The organism is Streptomyces sp. SID13031 (assembly GCF_010548305.1).
Lineage (GTDB): Bacteria > Actinomycetota > Actinomycetes > Propionibacteriales > Kribbellaceae > Kribbella.
The window spans coordinates 25,500-45,760 of sequence record NZ_JAAGLV010000028.1 but is presented as its reverse complement, the minus strand read 5'-3'; the positions used below and the strand labels follow the sequence as shown (position 1 = coordinate 45,760).

18 protein-coding genes are annotated in these 20,261 nt (G+C 68.2%); 5 read left to right on the top strand and 13 right to left on the bottom strand.

The window, feature by feature from the left end:
• Position 1 precedes the first annotated feature (1 nt).
• Entirely contained in the window at positions 2-940 is a 939-nt protein-coding gene (locus G3I17_RS36870) for an alpha/beta hydrolase (protein WP_164603586.1), read from the bottom strand.
• Positions 941-1,054: 114 nt separating this feature from the next.
• Between G3I17_RS36870 and G3I17_RS36865 the strand changes: the two genes are divergently transcribed.
• The 3 genes from G3I17_RS36865 to G3I17_RS36855 all read left to right on the top strand — a co-directional run bounded on the left by G3I17_RS36865 (position 1,055) and on the right by G3I17_RS36855 (position 5,553).
• Entirely contained in the window at positions 1,055-1,627 is a 573-nt protein-coding gene (locus G3I17_RS36865; protein WP_164603584.1) for a TetR/AcrR family transcriptional regulator, read from the top strand.
• Positions 1,628-1,652: 25 nt separating this feature from the next.
• Complete coding sequence (locus G3I17_RS36860) at positions 1,653-4,961, top strand: hypothetical protein (RefSeq protein ID WP_164603581.1); 3,309 nt, start codon at positions 1,653-1,655, stop codon at positions 4,959-4,961.
• Between the two features lie 61 nt (positions 4,962-5,022).
• Complete coding sequence (locus G3I17_RS36855) at positions 5,023-5,553, top strand: hypothetical protein (protein ID WP_164603579.1); 531 nt, start codon at positions 5,023-5,025, stop codon at positions 5,551-5,553.
• Here the strand turns inward: G3I17_RS36855 and ligD are convergent.
• From ligD to G3I17_RS36830, 5 genes are read right to left on the bottom strand one after another with little or no spacing between them, the layout of a single operon-like run.
• Positions 5,550-6,524, bottom strand: coding sequence for a non-homologous end-joining DNA ligase (gene ligD / locus G3I17_RS36850; protein ID WP_164603577.1), 975 nt, complete (start codon positions 6,522-6,524; stop codon positions 5,550-5,552). The genes G3I17_RS36855 and ligD overlap by 4 nt on opposite strands.
• A gap of 25 nt (positions 6,525-6,549) precedes the next feature.
• Positions 6,550-7,671 carry a tRNA dihydrouridine synthase DusB gene (gene dusB, locus G3I17_RS36845; RefSeq protein ID WP_164603575.1) on the bottom strand — a complete coding sequence of 374 codons (1,122 nt, stop codon included), beginning with the start codon at positions 7,669-7,671 and terminating at the stop codon, positions 6,550-6,552.
• Positions 7,672-7,673: 2 nt separating this feature from the next.
• Positions 7,674-8,399, bottom strand: coding sequence for a hypothetical protein (locus G3I17_RS36840; RefSeq protein WP_203591274.1), 726 nt, complete (start codon positions 8,397-8,399; stop codon positions 7,674-7,676).
• A 2-nt stretch (positions 8,400-8,401) separates the two neighbouring features.
• A complete protein-coding gene (locus tag G3I17_RS36835; RefSeq protein ID WP_164603573.1) occupies positions 8,402-9,787 on the bottom strand; it encodes a glycine--tRNA ligase in 1,386 nt (461 codons plus the stop codon).
• Positions 9,788-9,833: 46 nt separating this feature from the next.
• Entirely contained in the window at positions 9,834-10,130 is a 297-nt protein-coding gene (locus G3I17_RS36830) for an antibiotic biosynthesis monooxygenase (protein WP_164603571.1), read from the bottom strand.
• Between the two features lie 111 nt (positions 10,131-10,241).
• Here G3I17_RS36830 and G3I17_RS36825 point away from each other — a divergent pair, with 111 nt between their 5' ends.
• Positions 10,242-10,553 carry a DUF6703 family protein gene (locus G3I17_RS36825; RefSeq protein WP_164603569.1) on the top strand — a complete coding sequence of 104 codons (312 nt, stop codon included), beginning with the start codon at positions 10,242-10,244 and terminating at the stop codon, positions 10,551-10,553.
• A gap of 53 nt (positions 10,554-10,606) precedes the next feature.
• Here the strand turns inward: G3I17_RS36825 and manD are convergent, their stop codons facing one another.
• The 4 genes from manD to G3I17_RS36805 form a co-directional block, all read right to left on the bottom strand.
• Positions 10,607-11,812, bottom strand: a complete 1,206-nt coding sequence (manD, locus tag G3I17_RS36820) for a D-mannonate dehydratase ManD (protein WP_164603661.1) — start codon at positions 11,810-11,812, stop codon at positions 10,607-10,609.
• A 33-nt stretch (positions 11,813-11,845) separates the two neighbouring features.
• Positions 11,846-12,445, bottom strand: a complete 600-nt coding sequence (locus tag G3I17_RS36815) for a DUF305 domain-containing protein (RefSeq protein WP_164603567.1) — start codon at positions 12,443-12,445, stop codon at positions 11,846-11,848.
• A gap of 151 nt (positions 12,446-12,596) precedes the next feature.
• Entirely contained in the window at positions 12,597-13,871 is a 1,275-nt protein-coding gene (locus G3I17_RS36810; RefSeq protein ID WP_164603565.1) for a DUF1996 domain-containing protein, read from the bottom strand.
• An 8-nt stretch (positions 13,872-13,879) separates the two neighbouring features.
• Complete coding sequence (locus tag G3I17_RS36805) at positions 13,880-15,652, bottom strand: discoidin domain-containing protein (protein ID WP_164603563.1); 1,773 nt, start codon at positions 15,650-15,652, stop codon at positions 13,880-13,882.
• A gap of 222 nt (positions 15,653-15,874) precedes the next feature.
• Here G3I17_RS36805 and G3I17_RS36800 point away from each other — a divergent pair, with 222 nt between their 5' ends.
• A complete protein-coding gene (locus G3I17_RS36800; RefSeq protein ID WP_343238544.1) occupies positions 15,875-16,870 on the top strand; it encodes a LacI family DNA-binding transcriptional regulator in 996 nt (331 codons plus the stop codon).
• Positions 16,871-16,888: 18 nt separating this feature from the next.
• Here G3I17_RS36800 and G3I17_RS36795 read toward each other — a convergent pair whose 3' ends face one another.
• Genes G3I17_RS36795 through G3I17_RS36785 form a run of 3 tightly spaced genes read right to left on the bottom strand, consistent with a single transcriptional unit; the run spans position 16,889 to position 20,255 of the window.
• Positions 16,889-18,262, bottom strand: a complete 1,374-nt coding sequence (locus tag G3I17_RS36795) for a nucleotide pyrophosphatase/phosphodiesterase family protein (protein ID WP_164603559.1) — start codon at positions 18,260-18,262, stop codon at positions 16,889-16,891.
• On the bottom strand, positions 18,259-19,407 hold the full coding sequence (gene eboE, locus G3I17_RS36790) for a metabolite traffic protein EboE (RefSeq protein WP_164603556.1): 1,149 nt from the start codon (positions 19,405-19,407) through the stop codon (positions 18,259-18,261). The genes G3I17_RS36795 and eboE overlap by 4 nt, the downstream gene beginning before the upstream one ends.
• Positions 19,404-20,255, bottom strand: coding sequence for a TatD family hydrolase (locus G3I17_RS36785; RefSeq protein WP_164603547.1), 852 nt, complete (start codon positions 20,253-20,255; stop codon positions 19,404-19,406). Before G3I17_RS36785 ends, eboE begins: the two co-directional genes overlap by 4 nt.
• Positions 20,256-20,261 lie beyond the last annotated feature (6 nt).

The window sequence follows — 20,261 nt, the reverse complement described above, 5'->3', positions numbered from 1 at the left end:
TTCAGGCGAGAGCCTTGCGGAGGGTCGTGACGGCGAGGGTGATCGCGGCCTCGGCTGCGTTCGTGACGCGGAGGGCGTCGACCATCACGAAGTCGTGGATGACTCCGCCGAAGCGAACCGCCGTGACGTCGACGCCGGCCTCGCGGAGCTTGGCGGCATACGCCTCACCCTCGTCGCGCAGCACGTCGGCTTCGGCGTTGATCACGAGCGCGGTCGGCAGGCCCCGGAGCTGCTCGACGCCGGCCCGCAGCGGCGACGCGGTGATCTCGTTCCGCTGCGACTCGTCCTTGGTGTATGCGTCCCAGAACCACTTCATCCCCTCGCGCTGCAGGAAGTAGCCCTCGGCGAACTCGTGGTACGACGCGGTGTCGAAGGACGCGTCGGTGACCGGGTAGAACAACACCTGCTGGTTGAAGCTGACGTCGCCGCGCTCCTTGGCGAGCAGCGTCACCGCGGCCGCCATGTTGCCGCCGACCGAGTCGCCCACGATCGCCAGCCGGCTCGGGTCCAGCTCGTGGTCCTTGCCGGAAGCAACGATCCAGCGGGCCGCGGCGTAGTTCTGCTCCAAAGCGATCGGGTACTGCGCCTCAGGCGACAGGTCGTACTCCGGGAAGACCACGGCCGCGCCCGCGCCGACCGCCAGCTCGCGGACCAGCCGGTCATGGGTGTGCGCGTTGCCGAAGACCCAGCCGGCGCCGTGGATGTAGAGGATCACGGGCAGCGGGCCGGTACTGCCGGCCGGGCGGACGATCCGGACCTTCACGGTGCTGTCACCGTTCGGCACGGTCAGCCACTCGTCGTCGACCGGAAGCTTCGGGTAGTCGGTGGTCTGCACGTCGTCGACGGCCTTGCGACCTTCGTCCGGCGGCAGCTGGAACAGGAACGGGGGGACGCTCGTCGCGTCGGCGAAAGCTTGGGCGGCAGGCTCCAGAACGGTCATCGAAGTACTCCTCCACTGAGATCCAGGATGCGGAGAACGCACGTTCTCCGCCGATATCCAGTACTGTAGGAGAACGATGGTTCTCAGCGCAAGGCCCAGTCCGAGGAAGGCGATATGACGATCGACACAGCGACCGCGCAGCAGCAGGTGCTCGCGGCGGCGGACGCTCTCTTCTACGAACGCGGCGTGCAGTCGGTCGGGATGGACGCGATCCGGACCGCGTCCGGCGTCTCGCTGAAGCGGCTCTACCAGCTCTTCCCGTCCAAGGACCACCTGATCGAGGCCTACCTGCACAAGCGCGACCTGCAGTGGAAGACGATGCTGGCCGAGCACGTCGAGGCCGAGACCGATCCGCGCGAGCGCCTCCTCGCCGTCTTCGACTTCCTGCACGACTGGTTCCTGGAGAAGAGCTTCCGCGGCTGCGCCTTCATCAACTCCTTCGGCGAGCTCGGCACCGTCTCACCCCCGGTCGCCGAGATGGCGCGCAAGCACAAGGCGGGCTTCCGTGACGCGCTCACCGAGCTGGCCGCGGCGGCCGGCGCTCCTGATCCGCAGCGGCTGTCCGACTACTTGATCCTGCTCAGCGAAGGCGCGATCACCACCTCGGTGTTCTCCGAATCGGCTGCCCCGGCGACCCGCGCCCGCGAAGCGGCACAACTCCTGATGGCGGCCAATCTGCCCTCCTGACTCTGCGATTCGGCAGGATGTCGGCATGCGAGCCACCGAACTGCTGAGCGCCCTCGGCGAACTCCCGTACGGCGAACGCGTCCAGCTGATCGCCGAGCACGCGCGCCGACTCCGTGGTACCGCCGAGCTGGCCGCGCTGATCGCCGAGCTCGACATCGGCGAGACCTTCGCCCGAACCGTCGGCCTCGAACTCGCCCAGATCGCCGGCGACGTCGAGCACATCACCAAGCTCCTCACCGACCCACAGCTCCAGGGGCGTGCACTGACCGCCGTCGGCTGCGGCGTACCGGTCTCTGACGACGCGTTACAGGCCCTGTACTCCGATGCGCCTGCAGCCCTACGCGCCCGAATCCTCACCGTCATCCGCCGCACCCGGCGACAGGCGCTGGCCGTCCAGTTGATCGACGAGCAACGCGACCGCTGGGGCGACCACGCCGCCGCCGGCCTACTGAGCAGCGCCGACACAGCCACGGTCAACCGGCTACTGCCCGATCTGGGCTACACGCTCACGTCAGGCGAATGGGCCCGCCTGGCCGCGCGGCATCCCGAGGCAGTACTGGACCACGCCTCTCGAACGATGCCGGAAGGCATCTACCGAACCGAGTGGTGGGACAGCGTCGGCTACGGGGTGGTCGAGGCGATCGACCAGTACCCGGAGCGTGTTGTCGAGCTGATCCGGGTAGCGGCTCCGCAGTACGACCTCCCGCAGCCCGTCGTCAAAGTCATCGGGAAGCTCGCCGATCTCGATCCGGCCGGCCTCCTGCAACTCCTGACCGCGCCAGACCGGGCCTCGGCGCTGCAGCGCGCTTTCACTCCTGCGCTCCGGCGGAGGTTGTACCGGCTCGCCGACGACGACCTGGTCGCCATCGGCCGCAACCTCTGGCCGAACGTCGCCGGCCTGCTGAGCGACCTCCCACCCGCTCGGCGATCGACCGTCTTCGAAGGGGTGACCGCCACGATCGAGCTCGGCCGGACGGCGCTGTCCGACAAGCTGCTGGCCGTCCTCCCCCGGCGGCTCCGGCACGAGTACGCCCGTCGCATGATCGAGCTCTTCCAGGACCGCGATCCACGGCAGCAGTGGGAGTACAGCGCCTATCTGCCTTTCGCCGAAGCCTTCGCCAGGCTCGAGCCGGAGGTCAACCAGCCCGAGGCGGGGGCACGCGCTGTCGTCTACCGTGCCGTCATCACCAGCGCAGGCCATTCGCGCGAACCGGCATCGATCGAGCAGGCGTTGTCCTGGGCCACCAGGGTCCGCAACGATCAGGATCCGGTCCGGGAAGCGGTACTGGACGCGGCCGCCTCGTTGCCACCGTCGCAGCTGACCGACCTCCACGTCGACGCACTGCAGACCCTGCTGACGGATGCCCTCGAAGCCCGCGATCTTTCCTGGCTCAGCGGCGAGGCGCTCAACAGCCTCGCCGAGACCGCCATCCGGCAAGGTGCTCTGGGCAACCACTTGGCGTTGCTCGGCTGGGGCGTCGCAGCGCAGGCCCGGCTGGCCGAGTACCAGGGCGAGGTTGAGCTGTACGGGTTGGTCGACGGACTGCCGCGCGGCCGCGAGGTGGCCGTCTACGAGGCACTTCGGCCGCATGTCGAGGCGGCCGCCGCCCGCAAGGAGTTCGAGCTCGCCTTCGCGGTCGCCGAGGCCTTCGGGCGGCGGGGCTGGACGAACACGCAGCTGCACGACGTACTCGAGCAAGCGGTTTGGTCCAAGGACAAGTCCGTAGTTGAGCGGGCCACCCAGCTCTGGCTGCAACCGACCGCAACGCGGGCCGAGCGGACCGGCCGGATCATCGACTACAAGGTCGGGATGGCCCGGTGGGACTCCGTCTGGGCTGCCGTCACCGAGGGCCGCACCGACCTCGTCGACCGCGTCTTCGCCAAGCCGGACAAGGCCCGCCGCTTCGATCGCAACCGCCCGGCCTGGCGGGTCTCCACGACCGCACTGCGCCGCTGGCTCCCCCACCAGCACAGCCGGTACGCCGAACTGGTGGCAGCCGCCGCCAACGACACCCGCATCCCCGAGTGGACTCGCGCGAAGGCCGTCTCGACCCTGGGCCGCATCCCCGGCGCCGGCCAGAGAGCTGTCGAGCCGTTCCTGAGCAACGACTCGGTGCTCTTGCAAGAGGCGGCCCTTGCTGCTGTGGTGTGGACCGATCAGCCAGAGCTGGCGTTGCCGGTACTGCTGGCTCATGCGGGTGACGACCGCGCCCGAGTCGCCCTGTCCGCAGCTAGCCGGGCAGCTCGCTTCGTCAGGCCGAGCCTCCTGGTTGAGACGTTCCGGCCGGTGCTCGTGGGTGAGGGCGTGAAGGTGACGTCTCGCAAGGAGGCTGCTCGGCTGCTCGGCGTACTTCGTGCCCCCGGCGCCAGCGAAGTACTGGCGGAGGCCTGGGCGGATGCGCATCGGGATGTGCGGGCGGCGATCACCAGTGTGGCGTCGCAGCACCTCCTGCACGAGCCGGCCAGTTGGGCGCTGCTGCAGGAGGCGGTACACGATTCGCCTGCCACTGCGGCGATGCTGATCCAGCGGCCGCCGTTGAGTATGGCCACGCAGTACAGGTCGCGGTACGCGGACCTACTGATCGCGGCGACCAATCGGCCGGAGACACCGACCGTGGGCGCAGCTCTGCGATCGCTGGCGGGGTGGGCGCCCTACAACCCCGCGGTGGCGCCGGTGTGCGCGGGCTTCATCACAGACCTGGCCAATCGAAGCCATAACTGGAGCGACGCGGCCACTGCGCTGGCAGACATCGTCGCTGCCGGCCAGGCTCGGGATGAGCTGATCTCGGTCGTCCGGCTGCTGATCCGCCTGGAGAGCAAGCCCGGCGTACCGAATGCGGAATCCGACCGCGACCATCCCGCCCGTCAGCGGCTCACGCTGGTGATGGCGAAGGTGGGCGGGGCGGTGGACTGGAGCACCAAGCAACCGCTTCTCGACGCGGCCGCTGAACTGGTGGCACCCGAATACCTGGCGCTTCGCGTGCACCCGTTGATCTGGGCACTCGACTGGACGGAGCCGATGGCGGGCCTCACCGCTGTCGCGGACCTCATCGCCGACCGCCCCCTGGTGATCGCAGTCGCCGCCGAGCAACTCCGCTTCCGGCTGCACTCCCCGGCCCATCGGACCGCCACCAAAACCCTCACCCCAGCAACCGAACTGGCCGCCACCGGCCGCGCGGTAGACGGCCACCTCGCCCTGGCAATGGTGGCAGCCGCATCCGACAACACAGCCTGGTCCCCCGCTTGGCGCGACTTGCTGATCAGCCTCCGCAATCACCCGATACCCGACGTCCGCTACGCCGCGCTGGACCTGACAACAGCCAACGAGTACTAGGCGTCGATGTCAGTTGGTGCAACGACCGAGCGCGCCGGGCGGAGATCTGTCATCCTTCGGCATGCGCATCGATCCACTCACCATCAAGCCGTGGCTCGCGGGGCTCGCGGCCGGGCTGTTCTTCGGCGTGTTCTTCGCCGCGATCAGCGTGATCACTTTCCGGGACGAGCTGGATTCCTGGCTCTGGATGATCATCCCCGGGCTCGTCGCCGCGGTGGGAGTAGCACTGGCCGCCGGACTCGGCCTCCTGAGCACGCAGCGCCGACTCCGGCCTGCAGTGGAGGGCCTTTCGCCCGAGGCGGCCAGAGTTGCACTCAAGGCCGCTCGGCGTGGGCCGGTGCCGACCCAGCCCGAAATCCGGGCGGCGGCGCTCGGGATCGCGGAGCGGCAGCTGGCCGGGTTTCTCCGGGTCCGGATCTGGCTCCTGATCGCCGGCGCCTGCGCCATCGTCTCGCAGGTGTTCCTGGCCCTGGACGATGACGGTTTTGACTGGTGGCGTCTTCTGGCCGCGGCCGCGTTCGCGCTGGCCTTCGCCATGCAGTTCTACCAGCCCAAGCTGACTCGGCGGCGGATCGCACAGCTCCGCGGCTAGCTGTCCTCCGCGGCTTTGCGGGCGGCTGCCTTGCGGCGCTTGCCTTCGTGCATCGCGACTACGCGGGCGATCGGGATCTCATGGCCTTCGGCGATCAGGTCGGCCGGGAGGGCTTGCGGGGCTGGGAGTTGGTCGGCCCACGGCACTGCGGCGGCGAGTAGCGCGGGCGCGGTACGGATCGTGAAATCGCGCGGGGAGACCTGTTCGACGTCCGCCCAGCCGACCGGGTACGAGACCGGCGTACCGGGGCGGATGCGCGGGCTGTACGCCGCGACGACGGTGGCGCCGCCGGCTCGGGTGGAGTCGACGAAAACCTTTCCGTGGCGTTCTTCCTTGACGTACGCCGTCGTAGCGAGAGCCGGGTCGATGCGCGCTGCTCGTGCCGCGATCGCGCGCGTCGCGGCGGCGGCGTCTTCGATCGTGGCGGTGTCATCGATCGGCACGTAGACGTGCACGCCCTTGGCGCCGCTCGTCTTCACCGCGCCGTCGAGCCCGAGGTCGGCCAGCGCCTGCCGGACGAGCAAGGCAGCCTGTACGGCGAGCGCGAACGTCTCGTCTCCCTCGGGCGGATCCAGATCCAGTACGAGCTGGGTGACCCGGTCCGGGCGATCGAGCCTCATCAACGTCGGGTGGTACTCAACCGCTCGCTGGTTCGCGAACCACAGCAACGTCCGCCGGTCGTCGCAGACGGCGTACGAAACCTCCCGCTTGGACGCCTCCGCCCAGACCGGCACCGTCCGGACCCATTCCGGCGTGTACTTCGGCACGTTCTTCTGCATGAACGACGGCTGCCCCGGCCGGATCCGGACCACCGACAACGGCCGCTCCCGCAACCCCACCAGCATCTGCTCGTGGACCGCATCGAGATAGTCCACCAGCTCCCGCTTGGTCGCCTCGGCCCCATCGAACAGCGGCTGATCAAGATTGGTCAGCGGTACTCCGTCACGCACCTCATCCGGCTTGCTCGCCATGACAGGAGCGTACGACGTCGAACGGTCAGCCGCCGGAGACCCCGATTTCAGCGTCGGCCATATCCGTGTTGAGGCCGTCGGTGTCGTCGAGCCAGCCGTAGGGCAGTACGACGTGGTCGCGCGGACTGCCTTGGCGGCCTCGGGGTGAGCCGAGCTCCTGGACCGGGAAGGGGGCGCTCGGGTCGAGCTGGGAAAGCAGCTCGTCCAGGCGGGCCAGAGACTCGACCATACCGAGGGCGGCGCGGAGTTCGCCGCCGGCTGGGAAGCCTTTCAGGTACCACGGGACGTGTTTGCGGAAGTCGCGCAGGCCCCGCGACTCCCCCATCAGGCCGGCCAGCAGCTCGCCGTGGCGGCGCATCACCGTGGCGACCTCGCCGAGCGTCGGCAGGTTGAGGGCTTCGCCGCCGGTGAAGGCGACGGCCAGGTCGCGGAACAGCCACGGGCGGCCGAGGCAGCCGCGGCCGACGATGACGCCGGCGCAACCGGTCTCGGCGACCATCCGGAGCGCGTCCGAGGCCTCCCAGATGTCACCGTTGCCGAGGACCGGGATGTTCACGTGCTCGACGAGCTCGGCGATCTTGGTCCAGTCCGCCTGACCGGAGTACGCCTGCGCCGCAGTACGGCCGTGCAGTCCGATCGCGGCCGCACCCGACTCCTCGGCGATCCGGCCCGCGTCGAGGTAGGTCTGGTGCGTGCTGTCGATCCCGATCCGGGTCTTCATCGTGACGGGGATCCCGTATGGCGTCGCGGCCTTCACCGCGGCCTGCAGGATCGCGCCGAGCAGATTCCGCTTCCAGGGCAGGGCCGCGCCACCGCCCTTGCGCGTCACCTTCGGCACCGGGCAGCCGAAGTTGAGGTCGACGTGCGCCACCCCGTACTCCGAACAGAGCAACTCGACCGCGCGCCCGACGTACACCGGATCGACGCCGTACAACTGCACCGAGCGAACCGTCTCCCGCTCGTCGAAGGTGAGCATGTCCAGACTCTTCTGGTCCCCCTCGACGATCCCGCGCGACGTGATCATCTCGCACACGTACAGCCCGGCCCCCTGCTCGGCACACAACCGCCGGTACGCCGCATTGGTGATCCCCGCCATCGGCGCGAGCACCACCGGCGTATCGATCGTCAGGTTACCGAGCTTGAGCATGATCAGGCCTTCGCAACCAGGACTTGGCCGTTGCCGGAGACCTCGGCCTTGTAAGGCTGTACTGCGTTGGCGGTGGTCGTCACGTCACACGCAATACCCGCGGAGCTGTTCTTGACGATAGTGACGTCGTCCATCGTGCAGGTGACCTTGGCGGCGCCGGGCACGGTCCGCAGGACAGCATCGACGACCTTCGGCTTCACGATCGCCACCGAGTCGGAGGTGAACTTGTACGACGCGGTGTACTGCTTGGCGTCGACTGTCAGCGTGCCCGTGTAGGGCTTGCCGGCGTAGGTGACCGTGCACTTCAGCGTGTGCTTGCCCGCAGTTTCCGCCTGGTCGATACCGGGGCAGTTCACCGTCGTCGTCGCCGCGCGGCCCGCGGTGATCTGGGCCTGCTTGGAGATCGCGAAGCGGATCCGCTGCGCCAGCGGGGCGTCCGAGGCCGGCTCACCCTTGACCGAAGGCGTAGGCCACGGCTTCGACGGCTGGGGCAGCGGGGTCAGCGTCTGCGTCGAGGCAGTCGGGATCGGCGCGGTCGACCCGGGCGCCGACGGCCCGGTGGAGCCTGAAGACGTCGGGTTGGACGCCGACGGCTTGTCGGAAGCGTCCGGCGCGGTGTCCGAGCAGCCCGCGACCAGGAACACCAGCAGCGCACTCAGCCCGAAGACGGCCACGCCGAACTTCGTCCGTCCGGGCGTCAAGATCCCCCGCAGCGTCAGGGCAGGCATCGTCAGCAGCCCACCAGACGCTGGGCGAGGTAGCCCGTCACCTCGGTCAGGGCGACGCGCTCCTGCTTCATCGAGTCGCGCTCGCGGATCGTCACCGCCTGGTCCTCGATGGTGTCGAAGTCGACGGTGATGCAGTACGGCGTACCGATCTCGTCCTGGCGGCGGTAGCGGCGGCCGATCGCCCCGGCGTCGTCGAAGTCGACGTTCCAGTTCTTGCGCAGCTCGCCGGCCAGGTCCTTCGCCTTCGGGGACAGGTCGGCGTTGCGCGACAGCGGCAGCACGGCGGCCTTGACCGGCGCGAGGCGCGGGTCGAAGCGCAGTACGGTCCGCTTGTCGACACCGCCCTTGGCGTTCGGCGCCTCGTCCTCGGTGTAGGCGTCGAGCAGGAACGCGAGCACGTTACGGGTCAGGCCGGCGGCCGGCTCGATCACGTACGGCGTCCAGCGCTCGCCCTTCTCCTGGTCGAAGTAGGACAGGTCGACGCCGGAGTGCTTGGAGTGCGTGGACAGGTCGAAGTCGGTCCGGTTCGCGATCCCCTCGAGCTCGTCGAACTCCTTGCCGCCGAAGTGGAACTTGTACTCGATGTCGACGGTGCGCTTGGAGTAGTGGCTCAGCTTCTCCTTCGGGTGCTCGTACAGCCGCATGTTGTCCGGGTTCAGCCCGAGACCCGTGTACCAGTCCCAGCGCGCCTTCAGCCAGTACTCGTGCCACTCCTCGTCCGCGCCCGGCGGGACGAAGAACTCCATCTCCATCTGCTCGAACTCCCGGGTCCGGAAGATGAAGTTGCCCGGGGTGATCTCGTTGCGGAAGCTCTTGCCCACCTGGGCGATGCCGAACGGCGGCTTCTTCCGCGCGGTGCCCATCACGTTCGCGAAGTTGATGAAGATGCCCTGCGCCGTCTCCGGCCGCAGGTAGTGCAGGCCTTCCTCGGACTCGACCGGGCCGAGGTAGGTCTTCAGCAGGCCGTTGAACATCCGCGGCTCGGTGAAGGTGCCCTTGTTACCGCAGTTCGGGCAGGCGATCTCGTCGAGCTTGACCTCGTCGGCGTCCTTGTTCTTGCGCCGGGCGAAGTCCTCGCGCAGGTGGTCGTCGCGGTAGCGCTTGTGGCAGGACTGGCACTCGGTCAGCGGGTCGACGAACTCCTGCAGGTGGCCCGAGGCCTCCCAGACCCTGGTCGGCAGGATGACCGAGGAGTCCAGCCCGACGATGTCGTCGCGGCTCGTCACCATCGAGCGCCACCACTGCGCCCGCACGTTGTTCTTCAGCTCGACGCCGAGCGGTCCGTAGTCCCAGGCCGACTTGGTCCCACCGTAGATCTCGCCGCACGGGTAAACGAAGCCCCTCCGCTTACTGAGGCTGACGACGGCATCGACGGTATCCACGGGCACGTTTCGACTCCAGAGTGGTGGTACGGGAAGGGACCAGGCTATCGGGTCAGCGGTGCGGGGCGAACTCGCTGAGGTCGTCGTACGCGCTCGGTTCGTCGAGCGCCTCCGACAGCAGCGGTACGGCCGCCAGCTTGACCTCGTACGGCGACAGTGCGCGACGGTAGCTGCCGATGTTCACCCACTCCATACTCAGCGCGAGCAACTCGGGATCGTCGGCGTTGCGCCCGGTCCGGGCCGCGACGAAGCCCTTCTGGCGCGACAGCACCTCAACGGCGGTCTCCAGCCGGCCGATAAACCCCGGCTGCGCAGCCTCTTCGACCCGGAACCTGATCACCACGAACACCCGCCACAGCCTACGGCGTCACCCCTGGTCACCGGCCGCTGACCCCGCCCAGACGGCCATCCTGGGGCCCGCTTGGCTAGACCTGCTCCGACAGCCTGGAACAATGGCCGGATGAGCAGCACACCCAGCAGTCAGCCGGTCAGCCCGCTCCGGGCACGGATCACCAAGGCCAGCTACCCGATCATCGCCAGGCTGCACGCCATGCCAAAGCTGGTACTGCCCGGTATCACCCTGGTACTCGCCCTGGTCGGAGTGTTCGCCCCGATCGGCGTCGGCGTCCCGTCGCTCATCCTGCTGGCGCTACTGCTCGCCTGGCTCGGCTTCCTGTCCTGGCCGGTGGTCACCACCGGCGCCCGCTGGATGCGCATCTTCTCGGTCCTGGTCATCCTGCTCTTCGCGGTCTCCCGGATCGCCAACCACTGAGTCGATCAGCCGCTGGCGCCAGTTCACGAACCGATCTGGTCAGGTCGTAAGCGTCACCAGTCGTGGACGGTGCCGTCTGCGAGGCGGTTGACCGGTAGGTAGGCCGGGGCGTACGGGTGGGCGGCGGCGAGTTCCTCGTCGAGCTCCACCCCCAGGCCTGGCGCTTCGCCGGGATGCAGGTGGCCGTCGGTAAAGGTGTACGCGTGCCGGAACACCTCGTCGGTAGCAGCCGTGTAGCCGGCGTACTCCTGGATCCCGAAGTTGTGGATCGCCAGGTCGAGGTGGATCGCGGCGGCCATCCCGACCGGCGAGATGTCCTCCGGCCCATGGATGGCGCTCTTGATCTGCTGCTGGGCCGCGAAGTCGAACAGCTTCCTGATCGGCGAGACGCCGCCGAAGTGCGTGACGGCGGCGCGGACGTAGTCGATGAGCTGCTCGTTCACGAGCGTCCGGAAGTCGTGGATGCTGTTGAAGACCTCACCGATGGCCAGCGGCGTGGTGGTGTGGCTGCGGACCAGGCGTAAACCCTCCTGGTTCTCGGCAGGCGTGCAGTCCTCGAGCCAGAACAGGTCGTAGGGCTCCAGATCCTTGCCCAGCCGGGCTGCCTGCAGCGGCGTGAGCCGGTGGTGGGCGTCGTGCAGCAGCGGTAGCTCCGGGCCGAACTCGTTGCGGACCGCCTCAAAGACGGAAGGCATGTGGCGCAGGTACGCGCCGGTGTCCCAGTCCTCGACGAGCGGCCGCACCCGCCCGTCCGGCAAGGCGTCCGGCTCGCCACCCACTCCGTAGACCCGCTGCAGGCCAGGGATTCCGGTCTGGATCCGGATCGACTGGTAGCCCTGCTCGAGCCGCGCCCGGACCGAGTCGAACAGCTCCGGGGCGTCGCGCCCGCTGGCGTGGCCGTAGGTGCGCACCCGATCGCGGCTCGCGCCGCCGAGGAGTTGGTAGAGCGGCAGGTTCGCGACCTTGGCCTTGATGTCCCACAACGCCACATCCACTGCGGCGATCGCAGCCATCGTGACCGGCCCGCGCCGCCAGTAGGCGCCCCGGTAGAGCGACTGCCAGGTGTCCTCGATCCGGTGCGGATCGAGTCCGATGAGCAGCGGCGCGACGTGATCACGCAGGTACGAGACCACGGCGAGCTCGCGACCGTTGAGCGTCGCGTCCCCGAGGCCGGTCACGCCGTCGTCGGTGGTGATCTTCAGCGTGACGAAGTTGCGCCCCGGACTGGTGACGACGACAGAGGCGTCGACGATCTTCATGGCTGGCACGCCGGAGACGCTACCCCAGGTCGGTCAGAGCCCGGCGAGCTGTTGGAGCTGGGTGGTGCGGGTGGCGATGATCGACGCGGCGAGCTTCTTCGTCGCGGCGTCCTTGCCATCGGTGGTGATACTGCGGGCGAGCACGATCGACTGGTCGAGGTGCTCCTGGAGGTTCTTCTCGAACAGCGGGTCGAACCCCTGGTCTTTCGTTCCGCCCAGGGTGACGATCTCGGGCTCGGTCATCATGCCGGGCATGTCGTGACCCTCGTGCGGGTTCCGGACCGGCAGCCGGGAGCGGGCGCGCAGGGCGACGAACTGGGCCAGCTCGGTCTTGTGCCCGGCGGCCACCTCGGTCGCGAACTTCTTGACCGCGGGATCGGCCGCCTGCTTCTCGGCCAGCCCCAGCACCCGCAGGAGCTGCTCATCCATCGGGATCATCAGCTCGATCCAGGCCAGGTCGGTCGCGTTGAACGACGGGTCGATATCCCATTTGGTGACGCTCGCCGTCGGGGTCGGCGCGCTGGCCGGAGGCGCTGGTGGCGGCGACGACACCGAGGCGGACGAGCCGCAGCCGGTCAGCACGGCGAGCAGAACGGCAGTACAGGGCAGCGCGGCACGAGTTAGGGCCTTCATGAACGAACTCCTCGAAAAGCGGGGGCGGTGGAGAGCTCCTCGAAAGCGACACCACCAGCAAAGCAGAGATCGGTACGGTCCGAACAGCGGCCGGGCGGGTCCTGGGACGGGGACCCGCCCGGCTGTCGAGTGCCTAACTGAATGACACTCCTTAGGGGTGACCGTTGGCCCCGCACTTGATGATCGGGCGGATGCAGTCGTTGACGCGGCGCTCCATCTCGGCCACCGGCCAGGCGTTGAAGAAGTCACCGTGCATGGTGAAGCCAGCACCTGAGGCGAGCCGGAAGCCGGCCGTCGGGCCGTTCACCGGGTACCGCAGGACCTGGCGGAGCTTCGGCACCGGCACCGGGTGGCTGGCCGGGCAGTCGCCGTTGACCGGGTAGGCCATGTGGCTCTTGTGGTCGGGTGAATCCAGGTCGCGTCCGTTCCAGCACTGCGGGAAGTCCAGATAGGACTCGAGCATCGTGCCGGCCGGGCAGGTGATGAAGTCGTGCCCGGAACCGGCGTCACCGGCATGCAGGCAGGACCACCGCGAGATGGTGTTGTCGCTCGGCCCGGTCGCCTTCGCGTTACCGGCCACGATCCGCAGCCCGAACGGCAGCGGCTGGGTCCGTGCGATGACGTCGTCGCGCACGCCTTCACCCAGGTAGTAGAAGGTGGTCCCGGTCGGCTCGACCGGCTGGTTGTTCACGTACAGGGTGGGCACCCAGTACGACGACTTGTCCTCGGCCGGGTTGCACGAGGTCGGCGAGTTGACCAGGTCGTTGACCGTCGTGTTGGCGTTCGTCACGGTCGCACCGAAGAAGCTGTGCATATGCGAGGCGCCCGGCATGTTCGGGAACACGATCGGGTCGTCGGGCAACCGGTGCGTGTACGGGCAGTCGGCCAGGAACTCGGCCACCCGGACGATCGGGCCACCACCCGGCGTCCCGCCGTACACCTGGAACTCGAACAGCGAGGCACCCCATTGGGTGGCGCGCTGGGTGATCAGGATCCGCACGTACCGGCCGTTGCCGTTGACAACGAGACTCTGCTCGCCGCCCGTTCCGTTGGTCGTCGTCTGGATCGTCGCCCAGTCGTTGCCGTTGGCGGAGGTCTGGAGCTGGAAGCCGCGCGCGTACGCCGCCTCCCAGCGCAGGAGCACGCGGTTGACGGCCTGGGACGAACCCAGGTCGACCCGGAGCCACTGGTTGTCGGCGAAGCTGCTCGCCCAGCGGGTGCCGTTGTTGCCGTCGACCGCTGCGGCGGCCGGGAAAGCGGCGCTCTCCACCGAGGAGGCGAGCGTCGGTTTGCCCTGTGACAGCAAGGTTTCCGCTGCCTGAGCCGGGCGGCTCGCGATCACCAGATAGGCAGCCAGGACGGCTAGGAGGGTCAGGAACAAAGTACTGATTCTGAGCACACCGGAGACTTTCAGCTGAGTTTTCATCAGAGCTCCTAGTGGTAGACGCGCACGTAGTCGACGAGCATGCGAGCCGGGAACGGCGTCGCTGCGTTGGGCGGGCCGGGGAAGTCGCCGCCGACGGCCAGGTTGAGGATCAGGTAGAACGGGTGGTCGTAGATCCACGGTCCCCTGGTCGCCTCGAGCTGGGCCTTGTCGACGACGAACACCGTGGTGCCGTCGACCTGGTAGGTGATGCTCGTGCTGTTCCAGAGCATCGTCCAGGTGTGGAATGCGTTCGCGAAGTCGGCGCCACCCGGCAGGCCGTACGTCCCGCCGTACCCGCCCGCGCCGTTGTAGGCCGGGGCGTGCAGCGTCGAGTAGCCCTTGGTGGTCTCGCGGCCGAGGATCTCCATGATGTCGATCTCGCCGTTGTAGGGCCACGGGCGGCCGGTCAGGAAGTCCGAGCCCATCATCCAGAAGGCCGGCCACAGACCGTTGCCCTTCGGCACCTGGATCCGCGCCTCGATCTTGCCGTACGTCGTGTCGAACTTGGTGCCGGTGTTCATCCGGGCGGACGTGTACTGGCAGGTGCCGCTCCCGCTGACCGGGTCGATCGGGCAGGCCGAACCCGGCGTGACCTCGCGACGCGCCTCGAGCACGAGGTGACCGGCGCCGTCCATCTGCGTGTTGTTGTGGTTGGTGTAGACCTGCAGCTCGCCGTTCTGCCCGTTGCCCGGGTCGGCACGCCACTTGTTGGCGTCAGGCTTGGTGCCCGCGGCGCTGTTGAACTCGTCGGACCACACCAGTTGCGGCGGGTTCGCCGGGTCCGCAGGCGGAGTCGGCGGCGTGGTCGGCGCGCCACCGGTGCCATAGACCTGGAACTCCCACAGCGAGTACCCGTACGGCGTATTGCGCTGCGTGCCGTACATCCGGACGTAGCGGCCGGAGCCGGTGATGTTGAGCGTCTCCTTGAACCCCGGACCGGCTGCGGTGGTGTAGATCTGGGTCCAGTTGACGTTGTCGTTGGAAACCTGGATCTGGTACGCCTTCGCCGAGGCCGGATCCCACTGCAGAATCACCTTGTCGATCTGGGCGGTGGCACCGAGGTCGACGGAGATCCAGCCCGGGTCGACCCAGCCGGAGTCGGTCGTGGTCGCCCAGCGGCTGGCCGGGTCGAGGTCGAAGGCGCGAGCCGGGGTGCACTCCCAGCAGTTGCCATCGCTCTGCTGCGATGAGGCAGCGCCGGTCTTGCCGTAGGAGAGCAGCTTGCTGCCCGGGCCGGGGCCAGGGCCGCCTGACGTAGTACCGAAGACTTTGAACTCCCACAGTGAGTAGCCCCACTGGGTGGTGCGCTGGGTGCCGAGCACCCGGACGTACCGGCCGGAGCCGGAGACGGTCAGCGTCTGGTTGCCGCCGGTGCTCGTGGTGGTCGTGTAGACGGAGTTCCAGTTGGTGCCGTTGGCGGAGACCTGGATCTGGAAGGCCTTGGCGGCCGCCGTCTCCCAGCTCAACTGGACCTGGTTGACGGTGGCGGTCAGACCGAGGTCGACCTGGATCCACTGCGGGTCGACGGCATGAGCGCTCGACCAGCGGGTGCCTGGATCGCCGTCGACCGCTGACGCCGCCGTGAAGACGGTGTTCTCGGTGGACGACGCGGTGGCGGTCTTGCCCTGGGAAAGCAGGGTGTCGGCGGCGCCGGCGGGTGGGCTGACCACCAGGGCGAGGACGAAGCTGATGGCTACTGCGATGAGCGCCGCGATCTTGAAGCGCGCTCTGACTTTGGCTCTGACTTTGGCTTTGGGCAGGGGCGGGGAAAGGGACGGCATGGCATCTCCTGGGGCGGACGATGAACTGCGCTGTCGAGAATCGAGCGGGGGAACGTTCCCTAAGCCTGAGAAAACCGTGCTCAGGGAACGGTGTCAAGGCTTCGTGGTCACTCGGTGGCAACCTGTCCGTAACACAGCGGCATCCCTTGACAAGGTTCCGGAACCGCCGGGATGCTCAGTCGTGGGGAGCGCTCCCTGGCAGGCCGATCTGAGGGGGTACGCGTGCGACGACCGACCCTGCATGCCGTGGCGGCCCGGGCCGGGGTGTCGAAGTCGAGCGTCTCCCGGGTGATCAACGGCGAGCCGACGGTCGCGCCCGAGATCCGGCAGATCGTGATGGCCGCGGTGACCGAGCTCGGTTACGTGCCCAACGGCGCGGCCCGCAACCTGGTCACCCAGAAGACGAACACGATCGCGATCATCGTTTCCGACCCGCCGGCCGGGCTGGTCTCCGACGACCCGATGTTCGCGATGGTCGTCCGCGCTGCCTCGCGGGCGCTGGAGGCCGCCGGCAAGCAGGTCTCGCTCGTACTGGCCGGGTCCGACGAGAGCCGGTTGCGCGTCGAGCATTACCTCGCAGCCGGTCACGTGGATGGCGCGATGCTCGTGTCGATGGACGGCTCGGATCCGCTGCCCGCAGTACTGGCTCGAACCGGGTTGCCGGTCGTGTCGCACGGGCGCCTCGCGACACCGGGCCTGATGCCGTCCGTCGACAACGACAACGTCGGGGGTGCGACCAAGGCCGTGCAGCACCTGCTCGACCAGGGGCGGCAGCGGATCGCCACCATCTCCGGACCGTTGGACATGCAGGCTGCGCAGGAGCGGTTGAACGCGTACCGGCAATCGCTGCAAGACACCGACCGCCGGTCGATCGTTGCCCTGGGCGACTTCACCCGGATCTCCGGCGCCGATGCGATGCGCCAACTACTGCAAGATGATCCGCAACTCGACGCGGTCTTCGCCGCCAACGACCTGATGGCGATCGGCGCCCTGCGCACACTGCGCGAGGCCGGCCGCCGCGTCCCCGACGACGTCGCGGTAGTCGGCTTCGACGACATCGAGGCAGCCCTCTACACCGCTCCCCCGCTGACGACCGTCCGCAGCCCGATGGGCGAGCAGGCCGCGCGCACCGTACGCCTCCTACTCGACCTCCTCGCCCACGGCGCTGCCGACTCCGTCATCCTCCCCACCGACCTGATCCTCCGCGAATCAGCCTGACCCCGCTGGGGTGGGGTGCTAGGCGGGGTTGGGGTGGGCTGCTTTGAGGATTAGGTCTCGTACTGCCGTCGCCTCCACCTTTCCTTCGGGTGCCAACTGGGCGTCGGTGCTGAGGAGGACCGGGCCGTCTTCGGGATTGGACGGTAGGCGGCCGTGGGAGCCGCGGACTATGGACGGGTCCAGCGGGACGACCTGCATCGCGTAGCGCAGGCCGACCTTCTTCCGGAGCAGGTACGACGCTGCGCGTGGCTTCACGAAGCGGTCGGACGGGTCGAAGAACAGCTCGGCCGGGTCGTAGCCAGGCTTGCGGTGGATCTCCACTCCCCTGGCGAAGTCAGGTGCTCGCTCGTCGTCGAGCCAGTAGTAATAGGTGAACCAGGAGTCCGGCTCAGCAACTGCGACCAGCTCGCCGGCCCGCTCGTGATCCAGCCCGTACTTACGCTTGCCCTCGGCATCGAGTACTTCGGCGACGCCCGGCAGCCCGCCGAGAAGCTTGCTGACGGCATCGAGGTCGGCCGGGTCCTTCACGTAGACGTGGGCCAACTGATGGTCCGCGACCGCGAACGCCCTGGACGCCCACGGGTCGAGGTACTCCATCCCGTCCTGGGTGTGGACCTCCAGCAGCCCTTCGCTGCGCAGCATCCGGTTGATGTCCACCGGCCGCGAGACGTCGGTGATCCCGTACTCCGACAGCACGATCACCATCGCTCCCCTGGCCTCCGCATCGTCGAGCAACGGCGCCAGTACTGCGTCCAGCTCGATCGCGGCGCGAGTCGCCTCGACCGACGAAGCGCCGTACCGCTGCAGGTCGTAGTCGAGGTGTGGGATGTAGGTGAGCAGCAGGTCGGGGTTGTCCTGGGCAAGGATCTGCCTCGACGCGGCAACGATCCACTTGCTCGACTTGATCGATGCCGTCGGCCCCCAATAGTGGAAGAGCGGGAAGGCACCCAGCTGGTTGGTCAGACGGTCGTGCAGCTCGACCGGCCGGGTGTAGCAGTCGGGTGCCTTGCGGCCGTCGGCGTAGTAGATCGGCCTCGGCGTGACGAGCAGGTCGGTCTCCGCACCCATCGCGTACCACCAGCAGACGTTGGCGACCTTGTACTGCGGGTTCTTGCGCCGGGCAACGTCCCAGACCTTGTCGCCCTGGACGAGCTTGTTGTGCTGACGCCAGAGGAAGACTTCACCGAGGTCGCGGAAGTACCAGCCGTTGCCGACGACACCGTGTTCCGACGGCATCGTGCCGGTGAGGAAGGTCGCCTGGGCAGAGCAGGTGACGGCGGGCAGTACTGTCCCCAGCTCGCGGTTCAACGGCAACTGCCGCAGTCGTGGCATCTTGCGCAGCAGTCGTGGGGTCAGCCCGACGACGTCGATGACGATGACTTGTTTGCTCACTTGATTTCCTCCAGGCCGAGGCCGATCAGGCGGTCGCGGAGCCAACCGAGCTCTCCGGCGATGCCTTCGGCGAGTTCTTGCTGGGACTTGGGGGCGCTGGGAAGTACGGACCAGGTGTAGGTCTCGGACTCCAGATGGTGGGTCAGCGGATGGGAACCGCCGACAAGGTGTTGCAGGCTCTCCTCGAGTACGTCCGTCGTACTGGTCAGCGGAGGTCGTGGCTTGGCATGCACGGGGACGTGGAAGTGCACGCGCCAGGACGCGTGACCGGAGAGCTGGTCGATCAGGTCGAGGTCGTCGATCCCGGGTCCGCCGTACTCGCGGGTCTGGTGCAGGAACTTGGGCTCGGCGAACTCGGCCAGCAACTCGCGAGCTGCTGGGTCCTCCGGGGCGGGGACGTGCAGCGCCGCCGATACCTGGCTCTTGACGATTCCCACGCCGGCTCGTTGCAGGGTGGCGAAGGCCTCGGCGGGTTCCTCGAACTGGACCGCGAGATGGCAGGTGTCGAGACACAGACCGACCAGCGACTGGGCGGAGTACGGGGTGAGCCAGTCGGCTGCTTGCGGGATCATCTCGAGGATGCAGCCGGGTTCGGGCTCGATCGCGACGCGGATCGGGCGACCGGTGGCTTCCTGGGTCCGGGCGAGGCGGAACTCCAGGCGGTTGAAGGCGTCGCGGGCCGCGGCGTCACGGGTCCGGTCCCACGGCGTACGCCAGGCCAGGGGCAGGGTCGAGATCGACCCGTACGACGCGTCGGCGGGCAGCAACTCGTTGAGTACGTCGACCAGGTCGAGGGTGTACTGGAGTCGCGCGGGCTCGGTCCAGTCGGGCGAGTACACCTTCTTGCCGACGACGCGATCGTGGAATCCGGCGTACGGGAAACCGTTGAGCGTGACGACTTCGAGCGAGTTGCGGTCGAGGGCACTGCGCAGCCGGTTGAGCGCCACCGACGAGTTGGCCAGCCGGTCGGCGAGGGTGTTGGCGAGCCAGAGGCCGACGCCTAGAACGGGAACCCCCAGCTCCTTGCGAACGAGCGCGGAGCAGCCGTCGAGCTGGGCGATGACGCCTTCGAGGTCCTCTGCCGGATGGACGTTCGTACAGTAGGCGAGGTGGACGATCGAGCCGTCGGGGTGCCGGAACCTCATGGCCTGACACCTCGCAGGATCGAGTTGCCCTCGAACGTGTCCGCCGGGGCCGTGTCCCCGAGGTCGAGTCGTCCCGACTGGCCGTAGAAGGCGACCGGGTTGCGCCAGAGCACCTGGTCGACGTCGTCCTCGGTGAAGCCGGCGGCAAGCATCGCCTGGCCGGTCGCGTACGTGCGCAGCGGGTCGGACTTGCCCCAGTCCGCGGCCGAGTTGACGAGCACTCGCTCGGTACCGAACTGCTGCAGGATGACGACCATGCGGTCCGGATCCATCTTCGTGTCGGGGTAGATCGAGAAGCCCATCCAGCAGCCCGAGTCGGCGACCTCCTTGACCGTCACCTCGTTGAGGTGATCGACCACCACAGCGTGCGGAGCGAGACCGGACTCCTTGACGACGTCGAGCGTGCGGGTAGTACCGGCGCCTTTGTCGCGATGCGGGGTGTGGACGAGCACGGGCAGCTCGAACTGCTTGGCGAGCTCCAGCTGCGCGGCGAACACCTCGTCCTCCGCGGGCGTCATCGAGTCGTAGCCGACCTCACCGACCGCGACGACGCCGTCCTTGGCCAGGTAGCGCGGCAGGACGTCGAGGACTTCGCGGCAGCGCGGGTCGTTCGCCTCCTTCGGGTTGAGCGCGATCGTGCAGTGATGCTTGATCCCGTACTGCGCGGCGCGGAACGGCTCCCAGCCGATCAGCGCGTCGAAGTAGTCGACGAACGAGCCGACGCTGGTCCGCGGCTGACCCAGCCAGAACGCAGGCTCCACCAGGGCCTGCACTCCGTGGGCCGCCATCGCGGCGTAGTCGTCGGTGGTCCGCGACGTCATATGGATGTGCGGATCGAAGATGCGCATGGCGTG

Coding starts and splice junctions, on each gene's coding strand:
- G3I17_RS36870 (WP_164603586.1), bottom strand. CDS start 940: ATGACCGTTCTGGAGCCTGCCGCCCAAGCTTTCGCCGACGCGACGAGC.
- G3I17_RS36865 (WP_164603584.1), top strand. CDS start 1,055: ATGACGATCGACACAGCGACCGCGCAGCAGCAGGTGCTCGCGGCGGCG.
- G3I17_RS36860 (WP_164603581.1), top strand. CDS start 1,653: ATGCGAGCCACCGAACTGCTGAGCGCCCTCGGCGAACTCCCGTACGGC.
- G3I17_RS36855 (WP_164603579.1), top strand. CDS start 5,023: ATGCGCATCGATCCACTCACCATCAAGCCGTGGCTCGCGGGGCTCGCG.
- ligD (WP_164603577.1), bottom strand. CDS start 6,524: ATGGCGAGCAAGCCGGATGAGGTGCGTGACGGAGTACCGCTGACCAAT.
- dusB (WP_164603575.1), bottom strand. CDS start 7,671: ATGCTCAAGCTCGGTAACCTGACGATCGATACGCCGGTGGTGCTCGCG.
- G3I17_RS36840 (WP_203591274.1), bottom strand. CDS start 8,399: ATGCCTGCCCTGACGCTGCGGGGGATCTTGACGCCCGGACGGACGAAG.
- G3I17_RS36825 (WP_164603569.1), top strand. CDS start 10,242: ATGAGCAGCACACCCAGCAGTCAGCCGGTCAGCCCGCTCCGGGCACGG.
- manD (WP_164603661.1), bottom strand. CDS start 11,812: ATGAAGATCGTCGACGCCTCTGTCGTCGTCACCAGTCCGGGGCGCAAC.
- G3I17_RS36815 (WP_164603567.1), bottom strand. CDS start 12,445: ATGAAGGCCCTAACTCGTGCCGCGCTGCCCTGTACTGCCGTTCTGCTC.
- G3I17_RS36810 (WP_164603565.1), bottom strand. CDS start 13,871: ATGAAAACTCAGCTGAAAGTCTCCGGTGTGCTCAGAATCAGTACTTTG.
- G3I17_RS36805 (WP_164603563.1), bottom strand. CDS start 15,652: ATGCCGTCCCTTTCCCCGCCCCTGCCCAAAGCCAAAGTCAGAGCCAAA.
- eboE (WP_164603556.1), bottom strand. CDS start 19,407: ATGAGGTTCCGGCACCCCGACGGCTCGATCGTCCACCTCGCCTACTGT.
- G3I17_RS36785 (WP_164603547.1), bottom strand. CDS start 20,255: ATGCGCATCTTCGATCCGCACATCCATATGACGTCGCGGACCACCGAC.